Annotated in this window: 10 protein-coding genes; 2 read left to right on the plus strand and 8 right to left on the minus strand. The window is 71.0% G+C overall.

The window, feature by feature from the left end:
- Positions 1-56 precede the first annotated feature (56 nt).
- A complete protein-coding gene (gene argJ, locus ACP2AD_RS09240) occupies positions 57-1,283 on the plus strand; it encodes a bifunctional glutamate N-acetyltransferase/amino-acid acetyltransferase ArgJ (protein ID WP_425229778.1) in 1,227 nt (408 codons plus the stop codon).
- A gap of 177 nt (positions 1,284-1,460) precedes the next feature.
- Positions 1,461-1,670, plus strand: coding sequence for an SEC-C metal-binding domain-containing protein (locus ACP2AD_RS09245; RefSeq protein ID WP_425231137.1), 210 nt, complete (start codon positions 1,461-1,463; stop codon positions 1,668-1,670).
- Here ACP2AD_RS09245 and trxA read toward each other — a convergent pair.
- The 8 genes from trxA to ahcY all read right to left on the minus strand — a co-directional run bounded on the left by trxA (position 1,639) and on the right by ahcY (position 14,559).
- Positions 1,639-1,962, minus strand: a complete 324-nt coding sequence (gene trxA, locus ACP2AD_RS09250) for a thioredoxin (protein WP_425229779.1) — start codon at positions 1,960-1,962, stop codon at positions 1,639-1,641. The genes ACP2AD_RS09245 and trxA overlap by 32 nt on opposite strands.
- Positions 1,963-2,021: 59 nt before the next feature.
- Positions 2,022-5,420, minus strand: coding sequence for a double-strand break repair helicase AddA (gene addA, locus ACP2AD_RS09255; RefSeq protein WP_425229780.1), 3,399 nt, complete (start codon positions 5,418-5,420; stop codon positions 2,022-2,024).
- Positions 5,417-8,398, minus strand: coding sequence for a PD-(D/E)XK nuclease family protein (locus tag ACP2AD_RS09260; protein ID WP_425229781.1), 2,982 nt, complete (start codon positions 8,396-8,398; stop codon positions 5,417-5,419). Before ACP2AD_RS09260 ends, addA begins: the two co-directional genes overlap by 4 nt.
- Positions 8,391-9,146, minus strand: coding sequence for a nucleotidyltransferase family protein (locus tag ACP2AD_RS09265; protein ID WP_425229782.1), 756 nt, complete (start codon positions 9,144-9,146; stop codon positions 8,391-8,393). Before ACP2AD_RS09265 ends, ACP2AD_RS09260 begins: the two co-directional genes overlap by 8 nt.
- 18 nt (positions 9,147-9,164) lie before the next feature.
- Positions 9,165-10,136, minus strand: a complete 972-nt coding sequence (locus tag ACP2AD_RS09270; protein WP_425231138.1) for an aminoglycoside phosphotransferase family protein — start codon at positions 10,134-10,136, stop codon at positions 9,165-9,167.
- A 23-nt stretch (positions 10,137-10,159) separates the two neighbouring features.
- Positions 10,160-10,594, minus strand: a complete 435-nt coding sequence (tsaE, locus tag ACP2AD_RS09275; RefSeq protein WP_425229783.1) for a tRNA (adenosine(37)-N6)-threonylcarbamoyltransferase complex ATPase subunit type 1 TsaE — start codon at positions 10,592-10,594, stop codon at positions 10,160-10,162.
- Positions 10,591-12,942, minus strand: a complete 2,352-nt coding sequence (locus ACP2AD_RS09280; RefSeq protein ID WP_425229784.1) for a PAS-domain containing protein — start codon at positions 12,940-12,942, stop codon at positions 10,591-10,593. The genes tsaE and ACP2AD_RS09280 overlap by 4 nt, the downstream gene beginning before the upstream one ends.
- Positions 12,943-13,122: 180 nt before the next feature.
- The gene (gene ahcY / locus ACP2AD_RS09285) at positions 13,123-14,559 is read right to left on the minus strand and encodes an adenosylhomocysteinase (protein WP_425229785.1); all 1,437 of its coding nucleotides are present in this window, start codon (positions 14,557-14,559) and stop codon (positions 13,123-13,125) included.
- Positions 14,560-14,740 lie beyond the last annotated feature (181 nt).

The raw sequence follows: 14,740 nt of genomic DNA on the forward strand, positions 1-14,740 counted from the left end.
GGACGCCGTGTCACGCTATCAACCCTCATCCCTGCCCAACGTCATCGAGTTCGCGTATGTCGTCCACCATCTCGCCGCTTGCCAAGCCCTTTCCGGCGATTCCGATGATCGGGGGTGTCACGTTGCGGGTCGCCCGGGCGCGGTACAAGGCGTGGGACCGCTGCGACCTGACCTATGTCGAACTCGCGCCGGGCACCGTCGTCGCAGGCGTGCTGACGCAGAGCCGTTGTCCATCGCCGGAGGTGGAGTGGTGCCGCCAGGCACTGGTGCTCGGGCAGGCGCGGGCGCTGGTGGTCAATGCGGGCAATGCCAACGCCTTTACCGGCCATCGCGGTCGCGCGGCGGTGGAGACGATCGCGGCGCGGGCGGCGCAGCGTCTCGGCTGCAAGCCGTCGGATGTGTTCGTCGCGTCGACCGGCGTGATCGGCGTGCCGCTGCCGATCGACAAGGCCGAAGCCGGCCTAGACGCCGCCTTCGTCGCGCAGCCTTGCGGCTGGCAGGCGGCGGCCGAGACGATCGGCACCACCGATACCTTCGCCAAGGGCGCCGTGACGCAGGCGGTGGTCGACGGGCGCACGGTGACGCTCGCCGGGATCATCAAGGGCTCGGGCATGATCGCGCCCGACATGGCGACGATGCTCGGCTTCATCTTCACCGACGCGACGGTGGATGCGGGCTATCTGCAGGCGGCGCTGGTGGCGGCGAACGCGCCGAGCTTTGCGTGCATCACCGTCGACGGCGACACCTCGACCAGCGATACGGTGCTCGCCTTCGCGACCGGCGCGGCGGGGAATGCGGTGCTGGCGGACGACGACAGCTCCGGCGCGGACGCCTTCCGGGCGGCGCTCGACGACCTCTGTCGACAGCTTGCGCTGCTGGTGATTCGCGACGGCGAAGGCGCGTCGAAGCTGATCGAGGTGCAGGTCACCGGCGCCGAAAGCGACCGCTCCGCCCACCGCATCGCAATGAGCATCGCCAACTCGCCGCTGGTGAAGACTGCGATCGCCGGCGGGGACGCGAACTGGGGCCGCGTCGTGATGGCGGTCGGCAAGGCCGGCGAACCCGCCGACCGCGACCGCCTCGCAATCCGCTTCGGCAACACTCAGGTGGCGCGCGACGGGCTGGCGGTGGAGGGCTACGACGAGGCGCCGGTGGCGGCGCACCTGAAGGGGCAGGAGGTCGAGATCGGCGTCGACCTGGGTTTGGACGGGGGCAGCGCCACCGTGTGGACGTGCGACCTGACCCACGGCTACATCAGCATCAACGCCGATTACCGGAGCTGAATGGACAGAGCTTTCGCGATCACCTAACGCGTCCACTGCCGCGACTGGCGGCACCGCGACAGGAGGCCGTCATACCACGCATCGATCACTTCGCCGACCTGCCCTGCTTTCGAGATCACCTCGAAGCGGCGTAAGGGGTTCCCATCTGAGACGCATGTGAAGCGCGGCCTGCGCTTCGTGCGTGGCGACAAGGAACTCATCGAGAAGCTCGGCCGCAACGATCCTTGCCCGTGCGGATCAGGTCATCGGTTTCAAACGATGCTGTCTGCACAACGGCCGGTTTCGATGGCGTGGAGCGGCATGACTACCACCGCTGAACGACTAGGTCCGCAACCATATTGCGGGCCAACATCGATCACCCCAACGCCCCCTCCAGCCACGCCTTGATCCGCCCCTTCGGCTCCGCACCGACCTTGGTCGCGGCAGGCGCGCCGCCCTTGAACAGGATCATCGTCGGGATGCCGCGGACGCCGTAATTGCCCGGCGCCTCGGGGTTGTCGTCGATGTTGAGCTTGACGATGCTGACCTGCTCGCCCAGCTCATCGGACAGCTCCTCCAGGCTCGGCCCGATCATCTTGCACGGCCCGCACCACTCCGCCCAGAAATCGACCAGCACCGGCTTGTCGGCGTTGAGGACGTCGTGCGCAAAGCTGGCGTCGGTGATCTGCTTGGTGGCCATGTCGTATCTCCTTGTCCCCAATGTAGGCGCGCGGATGCGGCCGTCCAACCGCCGATCGGCTAGCTTTGCTCCGCCGCCGTCAAGTGCGGCTTGTGCGCGTCGAGCACCGCGTCCGGCAGCACGAACAGAACGGGCCCGCCGGTATAGAGCAGCGCCGCCTCCACCGCCTTGTCCGGAAAGATCACGCGCAACGCCGCGGCATACGCCGCCATCTGGCGGAGGTGATAGGGGGGCACTTCGTCGAGCGATGCCGGCACGCGCCGCCCGGTCTTGAAGTCGACCACCTGCACGCGGCCGCCGCCGACCAGCAGCCGGTCGATCGTCCCCGCCACCACCAGTCCATCGGCGAGCACCGCCGTCACGGGCGCTTCGGCGAGCGAGTCGGGCCCGAACAGGGGCGCAAACCGCAGGTCGCCGATGATGCCGCAGACGCTGTGCGCGATCGCTGCGCGCTCGCTCGCATCGGCGACGCGGCCGCTATCGCGCAGCCAGCGGTCCGCCGCCGCCATCCGCGCATCGGCCGCAACCCCCGGTAGCCGCTCGAAAAGCGCATGCAGCAGCCGCCCCCGCTCCGCCGCCGCACGCATCGCGGCCGATGGCGGCGGATCGGCGACTGCATCGTCGCCCAGCGTCGACGGGGTCAGCGGCCGCGGCGGCCGCGCCTCGACCGGGGCAGGCCGCCGCACCCAGTCGGGTAGCGCCACGCCGTCGATCTCCGCCGCGGGCGCGCCCGGCGTCGCGGCGGGCGTCGCGTCGCCCCCGACATAGACGCGCTCGCCGTCGCCCGCTGCAACGCCCAGATCGGTCAGTGCTTGGCCTGCGATCGCGTACCAGCTCTGCGGATAGGGCACGCCCTTCGCGCGCGGCCCGAGCGAGCCTGCGATGACCAGCTGCTCCTCCGCGCGCGTCGCGGCGACGTAGAATAGCCGCCAATGCTCCTCGAGCTCCTTGCGCTCGACCGTTGCGATCGCCTCGTCGAGCGGCCCGCCGCGCTCTTCCTTGCGCGGGCGGAAGATCGGCACCGGCGGCGCAGCCTCGTCGTAACGCCAGCCCATCACCGACCGCGGCGACTGGGTCGGGTCGACGCACGCGTCCGCTAGCACGACCAGCGGCGCCTGCAAGCCCTTCGCCCCATGCGCGGTCATCACCCGCACGGCGTCAAGCGGCGCCGACGGATCGCGGACGATCTCGACCTCGCCGCGATCGAACCAGTCGAGGAAGCGCTGCAGCGAAGGCGTCGTCGTGCTCTCAAAGGCAAGCGCGGCGTTGAGCAGCTCCTCGATCGGATCGCGTGCCTCATGCCCCAGCCGCTCAAGCAGCCGCCGCCGCCCGTCAAGCGGACCCGACAACAGCTCCTCCAGCAGCTGGTACGGCGTGGCGAAATCGGCGCGGTTGAGCATGTCGAGCAGCGGCTGGAGCCGCTCGACCGGCTGGGTCTGCTGCAAATGACGCCATAGCGGTACGCGCTCCGGGCGCGGCGCGCGCGCCATCAGCTCGTCCTGCGTCCAGCCGATCAGCGGCGACACCAGCAGCGACGCGAGGCTGAGGTCGTCCTCGGGCTGCAGCACGAAGCGCACCGCCGCCAGCAAATCCTGCACCGCCAGCGGCGTGTTGAGGCGGAGCCGGTCGACCCCCGCGACGGGCACCCCCTCCGCATGCAGCCGCGCGACCAGCAGCGACGCCAGCTCGCCGCGCCGCTTGACCAGGATCATCACGTCCTGCGCTTCCAGCCGCGACCCATCGCGCTTGCACATCGCCGGATCGCGCAGCCAGCCGCGCACCGCCTTCGCGACGTTGGCGGCGAGCTTGCGGACCGGCTCGTCGACCCAGTTCTCCTCGTCATCGGGATCGCCACCCTCGATCACCGGCGGCCACAGCGTCACCTTGCCGACGCCGGGCACTTGGCTGACGTGCCGTTCCGACCAGTCCTCGATACCAAGTCCGGGCGCCGGCAGCAGGCGCAGCGCCGCATCGACGAAAGCGAGCACGGGCGCGGTCGACCGGAACGACTGCACCAGCGACAGCTCGTTCATCGGCAGGCCGCGCTCGGCGATCGGCCAGTCCTCGCCGCCCTCCGCCTCGCGCGCATAGGTCGAGAAACGCGCCTGCGCCGCCTGGAAATAGACCGGGTCGGTGCCTTGGAAGCCGAAGATCGCCTGTTTGTAATCGCCGACGGTGAACAGCGTCCGCGTTCGCGGCGCATAGGTGCCCCTGCCGACGAAGAACTCGCGCGCGAGCGCCGTGACGATCTCCCATTGGTGCAGATTGGTGTCCTGCGCCTCGTCGATCAGGATATGTTCCGTTTCCAGGTCCAGCTTGTAGCGTACCCAGTCGCCGATGCCCGGCTGCTGGAACAGCCGCACCACCGTGCCGATAAGGTCGTCGAAATCGACCGCCCCGGCCCGCCGCTTCGCCCCCGCATAGGTGCGGGCATAGTCGCGCCCGACCTCCAGCCCGTCGGCGAGCAGGTCGGCGTAGAGCGCGCGCCGCAGCAGCGCCGCCAGCTCCGCACACTCGTCGCGCAGCCCGGCGGCCTGGTCGGCATAGCCTTCGTCCTGCGGCGCCCATCCCTTGGCGATCGACCATTGCTTGCCGAACGCGTCGAGCTCGGCCGCCCTCCCCGCCCCGTCCAGCGCGACCCAGCGCTCGATCGCGTCGGCGCGCGTCACCCCGCGCGCAGCGCCCCAGGCGCGGTTGAGCGCGACAATCTCGGCCAAGGCGTCGCAATCGAACGCGGCGCAGCGTTCGGCGACGTGCGCCGCCACGTCACCTGCAGGCAGGTCGAGCGTCCGCCGCAACCATGGTTGAACACCGCTCGGCAACGCTTCGAGGGCGGGGGCCGCGCGCGCGCAGGCGACCAGGAAGGTCTCCGCGCTCCCCTCGCCCAGCCTGAGGCTCAACGCACCGATCACCGCTTCCGGCCGCCGCCGCCCCTCGGCCTCGGCCTCCGCGAGCATTCCTGCCAGCGCCTCGCGCTGCAGTACCGCCTCCTCGCGCGCCTCCAGCGGCCGAAAGCCCGGGGTCAGTCCCGCCTCGACCGGGAACGCCGCGAGCAATCCCTGGCAGAAGCTGTGGATGGTCTGGATGCGCAACCCGCCGCCGGGCGCGTCGAGCACTTTGGCGAACAGCGTCCGCGCGACCTCGCGCTGCGTTGGGCCGCCCTTCTCCCCCAGTGCGCGAAGATCGTCGTCGAGCGCGGTCGGCTCCATCCGCACCCAGCGCGCCAGCCGCTCACTGATCCGCCCAGCCATCTCCGCCGCGCCCGCCTTGGTGAAGGTCAGGCACAGGATCGCCGCCGGATCGACGCCGCGCAGCAGCAGCCGGAACACGCGCGCGGCGAGCACCTGCGTCTTGCCCGTGCCCGCCGACGCCGACAGCCAGACATGCGCGCCTGGATCGGACGCCCGCTCCTGCTCGCCCTTGAGCGGCGGCAGCGGCTTCAGCGAGGCGGCGCTCACGCTCCCTGCTCCCGCCCATACCACTCGTCCCGCCGCATCAGCTGGTCGTACTCGGCATAGGGCGCATATTCCGGCTTCAGCTTGGCCGTGAATGGCGCGTCGCCCGTCAGCCATGCCTCCACCGCCGCACGAAAATTGCGCTCGGCGATGCTGACGAATGACTCGGTGACGATCCGCCCGCCCTTGCCCGCCGGGTCGCAGGGCGAACGCACTTCGCCAAAGCCGCTGCGCGCGCTTTTGGCGAGCGACCAGTATTCAAACGCGGCGGCCGCTCCCCCCACGCCCGCGAACGCGCCGCGCTCGGCCATCATGCCGAGCAGCCCCAGCTGCTGGGAATAGCCCTCGTTGACCGCCCGCGTGCTCGGCGCCTTACCCGTCTTGTAGTCGACGATCGCCAGGCCGCCGTCAGGCAACCGGTCGATCCGGTCATAGCGTCCCATCAGCGTCACGCCGGCGAGCGCGATCTCGCCCTCGCCCTCGACCCCGATCACCTGCCGCCCGTCCGCCGCGTGCGCCGTCACCCGCTCGGCGATCCAGCGCACCGCCTCCATCAGCCGCGGCTGCCACAGCGCCCGGGTCAGCGGATGCGTGCGCGCGTCGGCCAGGAACCGCTCTGCGCGCGCGACCAGCCGGTCGGGCGCGCAGCCGTCCTCGCGCGCCCATTCCTCCAGGATTCGGTGCACCTCCGTACCCCGCCACGCCGGTCCAGCATCGGCGTCGACCGGCTCCATCGCGCCCAGCCGCAGCACGCGGCGCGCGTAAAAGGCATAGGGGTCCGCCTTGAGCCGGTCGACCTCGGTCACGCGGATCACCAGCGGCCGCAGCGCGGCTGGCGGCATCGGCGCGGGCCGTTCGGCAGGCTTGTGCGCCGCCGCCGCGTCCAGCGCGACCGCCCACCGCTCCAGCGCCCCGGCGCGCACGAACCCGTCGCCCGCCATCGCCTCCAGCCGCAGCCACAGTCGCGACGCGAGCGCCGGCGCACCGCCATCACGCCGCGATCGGGTGACCAGCACGCGCGGCGTGCCCAGCCCCTGCGCGAAATCATGCGCCGCCACGCCGACGCGCCGTTCAAGCCCGGGCAGCGCCAGCGCTTGCCGGATCGGCGGCGCCAGCCACGGGTCCGGCGCGGGACGGCCCGGCCACACGCCCTCGTTCAGTCCACCGAGCACGAACAGGTCCGCCGCCTGCAGCCGCGCCTCGATCAAGCCATAAATCGCCAGCCGCGGATGTCCCTGCCCCGGCGCGGGCCGCACCGCGACCTCGTCGAGCAGTGTCCGCAGCAACGGTGCCATCTCGGCCGGATCGACGCTCGGCGGCCCCGCCACCGCCTGCGCCTCCAGCGCGGTGAGGAATTCCGCCGCCGCACGTCCGGCCGGGCCAGCCCACAGCGCATCGCCACACAACGCCTGCGCCGTCTCGCGCAGGCAGGCGAGCAGCATGCCGAGCGCCTGCGGCCCGTCACCACAGGCCCGCTCCAGCGGCGCCAGGCATGCCTGCGCCTCCGCCCACAGCTCGCTCGCCGAGCCCCGCAGCACGCCGCCGATGCCGTCGAGCCCCGTCGCCGGGCGCGGCCCACGCAGGCGGCGGTCGATCGCCCGCACGCCGTCGAGCCAGGCGAGCCGCCGCTCGCCCTGCCGAACCAGCGGATGCTTGAGCAGCGCCAGCAGCGGCAGCGGCGCCCAGCGTTGCGCCGCCGCCTCCGCCAGTAGCAGCAACAGCACGCCCGGCGGCGCGATCGATAGTGGCCGTCCGGCGGTATCGTCGACACGGATGCCCCAGCGCGCGCAATGCGCCGCCACCCGCCGCGCCAGCGCGCGGTCGGGGGTGACCAGCGCCGCCGTCGCGCCCGGCTCTTCCAGCACGCCCCGCAACGCCAGCGCGATCGCCTGCGCCTCTTCCGCCGGGGTGGCGAGTTCCGCGCGCTCAACTCCGGTCAGCCGCCGGTCAGCCGCGGACAGCCGCGTCCATTTGCCGGTGAATGCAGCGGGCGCCAACGCGTTCGCGATCGCCCGCGCCCGCGCCGCATCGGCGTCACGTCCGCCTGCATCGCCCTTCGCCCGGTCGCGCCATTCCTCCACCTCGTTGCGGTCCGCGCCGATGCGGTGGAGCAACTGCTTCAGGTGGAACTGCGGATGCGCCTCGATCGACCGCCGAACGAGCCCCGTCACCGGCTCCGGCGCATGCGGACCAAGCGCGGTCCATTCCTCCTCGGGCATCGCCAGATCGAGCCCGGCGAACACCACCAGTCCTTGCGGCAATGCCGCAACGCGCCGCAACAGCCGCGCCACCGCCGGCGCCACGTCGGTCACCCCGGCGGCACAGACCATGCCTGCAGCAGGCAGCGCCCGCCACCGCGCCGTCGTCCGGTCGAGTAGCCGGTTGCGCCGGTCCGCGCCGTCGATGCACCCCATCGCGGCCAGCTCGGCGGGCCAGCGATCGAGCACCACAGAGAAGGTCTGCAGCGCCCGCGCCCAATGTTCCGACAGATTTTCCGCCAGCTCGATGCCGCGTAGCTTCGCGGGCGCGACGTCCTCCGCCAGCAGCTGATCGAGCGTCCGCGCCAGTTCACCCGCCAGCCGCACCGCCTCCGCGCCATCGACCGGCTGTCCGGCGCTGCGCCGCTCCTCCTGCACCAGCCGCGCCAGCACCAGTCGCCGCCGGTATGGATCGACCGCAGGAAGGATCGGGTCGCCGTCAGCGGGATCGAGCGCTGCCCCCAGCGCCTCGCCCGCCGCCGGATCGCCCAGCGCCACCAGCCGCGGCAGCAGCAATCCGCCGTCGCTCGCACGCACGAACGCATCGGTCACCGCCCGCACCGCGCGGTTGTTCGGCAACAGCACGGTCGCGCGCGCCAAAGCCAGCGGGTCCGTCCCGGCGCGCTTTCTCAATCCCGCGACCAGCGCGTCGGAAAAGGCGCGATGCGACGGGATCGTCCACAGGCTCAGCCGCCGAGGGGCCGCGTCCCGGCTATCAGCCATCCAGCAGCATCGCTTCCGTCCGTCCGATCGCTCCCGGTGTGCCCACGTCGAACCACAATCCCTGATGCACCTGGCCATAGGCACGGCCCGCTTCGATGGCGCGTGTCCAGAACAGATTGGTCGAGAACGGACCATCGGGCCAGTCGGCGATCAGCCGCGGGTGGAGGATCTGGATGCCCGTCCACACCATCGGCGCCATTCGCCCGGGACGCCGCCGCGACACGATGCGTCCGTCGGGGCCGAGGTGAAAATCGCCCTTGCCGCCATGATGATGCGCCCGCGCCAGCGGCACCATCAGCAGCAGCGCGTCCATGATCGTGTCGTCCCAATGCGACGCCAGCAGCTTGATCGCGTCCACGGGACCGTCGACCCAGTAATTGTCGCTGTTGACGCAGACGAACGGCTGGTCGCCGATCAGCGGCAGCGCCTGGGCCAGGCCGCCGCCCGTCTCCATCAACCGCGCACGCTCGTCGGAGACGACGACCTCCAGCGAACCCGCCACGCGCTGCAGATGCGCCTCCATCGCGTCGGCCAGATAGTGCACGTTGACGACGACACGCTTCACCCCGGCCGCGCGGAGATGATCGAGCACATGGTCCATCAGCGTCGTCCCGGCGATCTCGATCAGCGGCTTTGGCTGCGTCGCGGTGAGCGGCCGCATGCGGGTGCCCAGCCCCGCCGCCATCACCATCGCCGTTTCGGGGACGCGCCCGCCCGGCTCGGGACGCAGCGCCTTGAGACGGCTCATCGCCGTCCGTCCACAGGCTCACTCACCCGCAATCACCTTCGGATCGCCGCGGCGTTCGGGCGGGATGTTGGCATCGAACCACGCCGCCACCGGCTCCAGCACCGGCTGCGACAGGTCGCGCTCCAGATACGCCCAGACCCGCGGGCAGAGCGCCGGGTAACGATCCTTGCCGTCGCGCCGCCACAGCCGCGTGAAGATACCGACAATCTTCGCATTCCGCTGACAGCCGAGCACATGATAGGCGCGCATGAAGTCGTCGCCTGCGCCGGTCGCCGCCCGGTAGCGCGCCAGCATCGCCGCCTCGACACTCGGGTCGACCTCACGTCGTGCATCCTGCAGCAACGACACCAGATCATAGGCCGGGTGCCCCGCCAGCGCATCCTGGAAGTCGAGCAGCCCCAGCCGCTGCTCCTCGCCCACCAGCATAAGGTTCTCGGCATGGAAGTCGCGCAGCACGGTCACGGGCGCGTCGGTCAGCGCATGCCCCAGCACCGCCTCCCACGCCGCGCGATACCCCTCGACGTCGACGTCGAGCCCGACCGCCGGGCAGTACCAGTCGACCAGCAACGCCGCCTCACGCTGCAGCGCGCTCTGGTCATAGGGCGAGAACGGCCCTGCCGGATGCCGCGCCAGCGCGACCAGCAGGTCGACCGCCGCCTCGTAATGCCGGAGCCCATCCGCGGGCGCGGCGTCGACCGCCTCACGCATCCGGGCGTCGCCGAAATCCTCCAACAGGACCAGCCCCTCGTCCGCTGCCGCGCCGAGGATCAGTGGCGCCTCAAACCCGCGATCCATCAGCCACGCAGCCACCGTGAGGAACGGCCGCGGGTCCTCATGCGGCGGCGGCGCATCCATCAGGATCGCGCGCCGCGTCCCATCGACGACACGGAAATAGCGACGGAACGAGGCGTCGCCCGCCAGCGGTGTCACCGCCGCCCCGGCCCAGCCATTTGCCGCCAGAAAACCGGCGGCGCCGGCCGGTATTTGCATGAGGCCGGCCTGCGCCGGTTCGGTCAGGTCGGCCATCGCCCCTCCCATGCCGCCGGGACCGTCGCTGTCAAGCGACGCCCGGCGCCGTCGGCCGCAATCGTCAGCCGCAGCGCGTCTGGCCAGCGCCCGCCCGCCCGCTCCGGCCATTCGACCAGTAGCACGGCGTCGCCCAGCGCCTCGTCCAGCCCCAGCTCCTCGATTTCGGCAGCATCGTCGATCCGGTACAGATCGACATGCAGCACCGGCAGCCGCACGTCCGGCAGCGCGTAGGGCTGAACAATCGCGAAGGACGGTGACGGCGCCTCGCTCGCCAGCCCCAGCGCCGCCAGCAGCCCGCGCGCCAGCGAGGTCTTGCCCGCGCCCAGCTCGCCGGACAGCGCGATGACATCGCCCGCCCGGACCAGCGGCGCGAGCGACGCGCCGAATGCTTCGGTCGCTGCAGCATCGGGTAGGATCACCGCCGCGGCAGCTCCAGGGTGACCAGCGTCCCCTCCCCGACCTCACTCACCAGGGTGACGGTGCCGCCATGCGCCTCGATGAATTGCCGGGCGAGCGGCAGCCCCAGGCCCAGCGCGCGCTCGCCGCTCGGCTGGATGCCCGGCATCGCGAAGCGGTCGAACGCATGCGCCTGTGCGGCCGCATCCATCCCCGGTCCGTCGTCCGACACGACCACGCGCGCTGCCTTGGCGTTGCCGTCGGCATGGAGCAGCACGCGGCCGCCGTCAGCCACCGCGCCGATCGCGTGGCGCAGCAGATGCTCAATTGCCTCGCGCAGTCGCCGCGGGTCGCCCGTCGCCCGGCCGACCGAGCGCTGCACCTCGACGGCGAAATCGACGTGCTTGCGGTCCGCCGCGGGCTTCACCGTCGCCGCCGCCGCCCGCGCCACCGCCGCCAGATCGACGTCCTCGCGCGGCGCTTCGCCCTCGGCCGGCCCCTGCGTGAGGTCGAGCACGTCGTCGATCAGCAGCCCCAGCCGTTCGACCGATTCAAGGATCGCCGCCACGTAACCGCCCGCCTCCGGCGCCAGCGCCCCCGCATAGCCGCCGTGCAGCATCTCCGCGAAGCCGCCGATCGACGTCAGCGGCGTGCGCAGTTCGTAGCTCATGTTCGCCACAAACCGCGTCTTGACCCGGTCCGCCTCTTCCAGCGCCTGGTTGCGGTCGCGCAGCGCCGTCTCCGCACGGCGGCTGTCGGTGACGTCCAGCATGGTGAACAGCGCGTTGCCGTCGGGCAGCGGTACCGCGGCAAATTCGAAATGCCGCCCGTCCGCAAACGCCACCCGCCCGCCGCGCTGCTGACGCTCGCTGGTCGCCGCACGCACCAGCTCGGGGATCAGCGTCGCGCGGCCCGGGATCGCCAGCAGCGGCGCCGCCGCCTGCGCGAAGACGTCGACCCGCGGATGCGCGGTCAGGAACTCCTCCTCCAGCCCCCACAGGGCGCGGAAACGGTTGTTCCACAACTGCAGCCGGCCATCGGCGGCGAACACGCCCAGCGCCTCGAACAGATTGTCGAAGGTCGCGGTCCGCACCCGGAGCAGCGTATCGCGCGCGCTTGCCAGCTGCACCTGCTCCGTCCGGTCCTCGAAGATGAGCAGCAGCCCGCCGTCGGGCAATGGCTGCGCCACGACGCGCAGATGCGTGCCGCCGCTCAGGTGCCAATGCTCCTCCGCGGCGTCATCGGTCTGGAAGAACCATTCGCGCCGTTCCGCCTTCCAGCCGGGAAAATCGCGCACTTCGGGCAGCCGTTCCGCCTCGCGCATCCGTTCCAGCACGCGATCGAACTCGGGCCGGTCGGCCAGCCATTCGCTGCGCATCGCGAACATCCGCCGGAACGGCTGGTTGGAAAAGACCAGCGTGCGGTCGGCGTTGAACTGCGCCACCCCGGCGCTCAGCCGGTCGAGCATGGCGCGCTGCGCCTCGGCGAAGCGCTTCTGCCCGCTGCGCGCTTGCTCCAGCTCCTCGACGTCGACCGCGAACCCGGCGACGCCGCCGTCCGCCAGCGGGACGTCATAGACCCGCTGCGAACGCCGCTCGCCGTCGATCGTCGCGGGAAGTATCTGTTCGTTCGGCCGCCCCTTCGCCCGCGCCGCCTCCGCGCCCGCCAGCGGCCCGCCATGGCCGGCGCCCTCGACCAGCTCCAGTCCGCGCGCGATCACGTCGGCGGCGTCCCTGCCCTCCACCGCGGCGACATAGGCCGAATTGACCATCTGCATCTTGAGGTCGGCACCGCGGTACCACATCGGCAGCGGCGCCACCTCGATCAGCGCGGTCAGCGCCTCGAACGCCGCCTGGAGCCGCGCCGTCTCGCCGCCCAGCCGCGCGATCTCCGCCTCGCGGTCGCTGGCGTCGAAGAACCATACCACCGTCTCGCCCGCCGCTCCGGCATCGCCGGGTGCGCGCAGCCCGCGCACCGTCAAAGTCCGGGTCGAACCGACCGGGCGCACCGCGCGCTCGAACGCCTTGCCCGCGCGCGCCGCGCCCGCGATGTCGGTGGCGAGCCGGTCGGCATCCTCGCGGGTCAATCCGCGGTCATCGGCCGCCATCTCGCCCAGGAAGCGTACCGGCTCAGCCAGCCCCAGCCAGTCGGCCAGCCGCCGCGGCATCTCGACCCGGCCGTCGCTTTCCACCGTCATCGCCAGCGCCGGCGCGCCGCGCAGCAGCGCCGTCAGCCGCGCCGCCTCCGCCACCGACGCCCCCGCCGCGCGCCGCGCACGGGCGCCCCAGAACAGCATCAGCGCACCGCCGAGCACAATCAGCAACAGCGCCGCGCCGCCGAGAAACGCCGCCAGCGGGGTGACCTGAATCATGCGAGCCGGGCTCGACGGGACGAACGGCGCGAGGTCATCGCGCGGGTGTTAGCGGATGGCGGCGGGTTACGTCACCCCGCACGAACGCGGGGGCGACGCGAGGGACTCTTCAGGCGATGAGTGCCGCCCGCCCCTGCCGGGTGCGCGGATTGCTTGCGCAGTCCGCGACCGGCTGGCGGCTCAGTACCGGTAATGGTCCGGCTTGAAGGGTCCTTCCACCGGCACGCCGATATAGCCCGCCTGCTTGGGCGTCAGCGTCGACAGATGGACGCCCAGCTTTTCCAGATGCAGCGCCGCGACCTTTTCGTCGAGGTGCTTGGGCAGAACATAGACCTCGTTCCCGTACTTCTCGCCCGCCGTCCACAGCTCGATCTGCGCCAGCGTCTGGTTGGTGAAGCTGGCCGACATGACGAAGGACGGATGCCCCGTCGCGCAGCCCAGGTTCACCAGACGCCCCCTGGCGAGCACGATGATCTGCTTCCCGTCCGGAAACTCGACCAGATCGGTGCCGGGCTTCACCTCGGTCCACTTGTAGTTGGACAAGGCCGCGATCTGGATCTCCGAGTCGAAGTGGCCGATGTTGCACACGATCGCCATCGGCTTCATCGCCTTCATGTGATCGGCGGTGATGACGTCGGCGTTGCCGGTCGCGGTGCAGAAGATGTCGGCGCGGGTCACTGCCTCGTCCATCGTCACGACCTCGAACCCCTCCATCGCCGCCTGCAGCGCGCAGATCGGGTCGATCTCGGTCACCATCACCCGCGCGCCGCCGTTGCGGAGCGACTGGGCCGATCCCTTGCCGACGTCGCCGAAGCCGGCGACGCAGGCGACCTTGCCGGCCAGCATCACGTCGGTCGCACGGCGGATCGCATCGACCAGCGACTCTTTGCAGCCATAGAGGTTGTCGAACTTCGACTTCGTCACGCTGTCGTTGACGTTGATCGCGGGGAACGGCAGCTCGCCTTTCTTGGCGATCTCGTACAGGCGGTGCACGCCGGTCGTCGTCTCTTCCGACACGCCCTTCAGGTTCCTGACCGTCTGCGTCAGATAGCCGGGCTTGCGCTTGACGAACGCCTTCAGCGCGCGCTGGAACTCGACCTCTTCCTCGTTCTCGGGCTCGCCGAGCGTGTGACCGGCCTCCAGCTTCGCGCCCCACAGCGCGAACATCGTCGCGTCGCCGCCGTCGTCGAGGATGATGTTGGCAGTCTGGCCTTCCGTTTCGCCGTCCCACGAAAAGATATCGCCGACATAGTCCCAGTAATCGGCCAGGCTCTCGCCCTTGACCGCGAACACCGGAACGCCGGTCGCGGCGATCGCCGCGGCGGCATGGTCCTGGGTCGAGAAGATGTTGCACGTCGCCCAGCGCACGTCCGCGCCAAGCGCGGTCAGCGTCTCGATCAGCACCGCGGTCTGGATCGTCATGTGCAGCGAACCGGTGATCCGCGCGCCCTTCAGCGGCTGGCTCGCGCCGAACTCGTCGCGCAGCGCCATTAGCCCGGGCATCTCGGTCTCGGCGATCCTGATCTCGGCGCGGCCGAAATCGGCGAGGTCGATGTCCTTGACGACGTAATCGTTGGCGGTCGTGCCGGTCTGTTCCGGGGCAAGCGCGGTGGCCACGTGGGCTACTCCTGGATGATCGTGGTCGGCGGGCCGGGCGCCCGTGCCGAATGGAGGGCGTGTAGCCGATCGCGATCCGGACATAAAGCTTTCTTTATATCTCGTCGTCGACCGGCCTTGAGCCGGGGTCAACAGCGCCTCGGGCCGCAACATTTTCGGCTCGACGGATGCCGGGACAATT

This window comes from Sphingomonas sp. (assembly GCF_965248875.1).
Taxonomy (GTDB): Bacteria; Pseudomonadota; Alphaproteobacteria; order Sphingomonadales; family Sphingomonadaceae; genus Sphingomonas.